This is a genomic window from Pseudodesulfovibrio sp. JC047 (assembly GCF_010468615.1).
GTDB lineage: Bacteria > Desulfobacterota > Desulfovibrionia > Desulfovibrionales > Desulfovibrionaceae > Pseudodesulfovibrio.
On record NZ_WUEH01000111.1, the window covers coordinates 1 to 343 of the forward strand.

Genomic DNA, 343 nt, shown 5'->3' on the forward strand with positions numbered 1-343 from the left:
ATCCTGGTTGTCTTTGAAATCCCACATCCTTTTCCACTTAACGCGCACTTTGGGACCTTAACTGAAGGTCTGGGCTCTTTCCCTTTCGACTGCCCAACTTATCTCGTGCAGTCTGACTCCCGGTAAGCAATTCTGCGGCATTCGGAGTTTGATATTCTTCGGTAGGCTTTGACGCCCCCTAGGAAATTCAGTGCTCTACCTCCGCTAATCTCTACCGAGGCTAGCCCTAAAGCTATTTCGAGGAGAACCAGCTATCTCCGGGTTCGATTGGAATTTCTCCCCTATCCACACCTCATCCCCACCCTTTTCAACGGATGTGGGTTCGGTCCTCCACTGCCTCTTA

At 50.7% G+C, this 343-nt stretch carries 1 rRNA gene; it reads right to left on the minus strand.

What is annotated here, in order from left to right:
* Positions 1–343, minus strand: a 23S ribosomal RNA gene (locus GO013_RS16820); the annotation flags it as partial.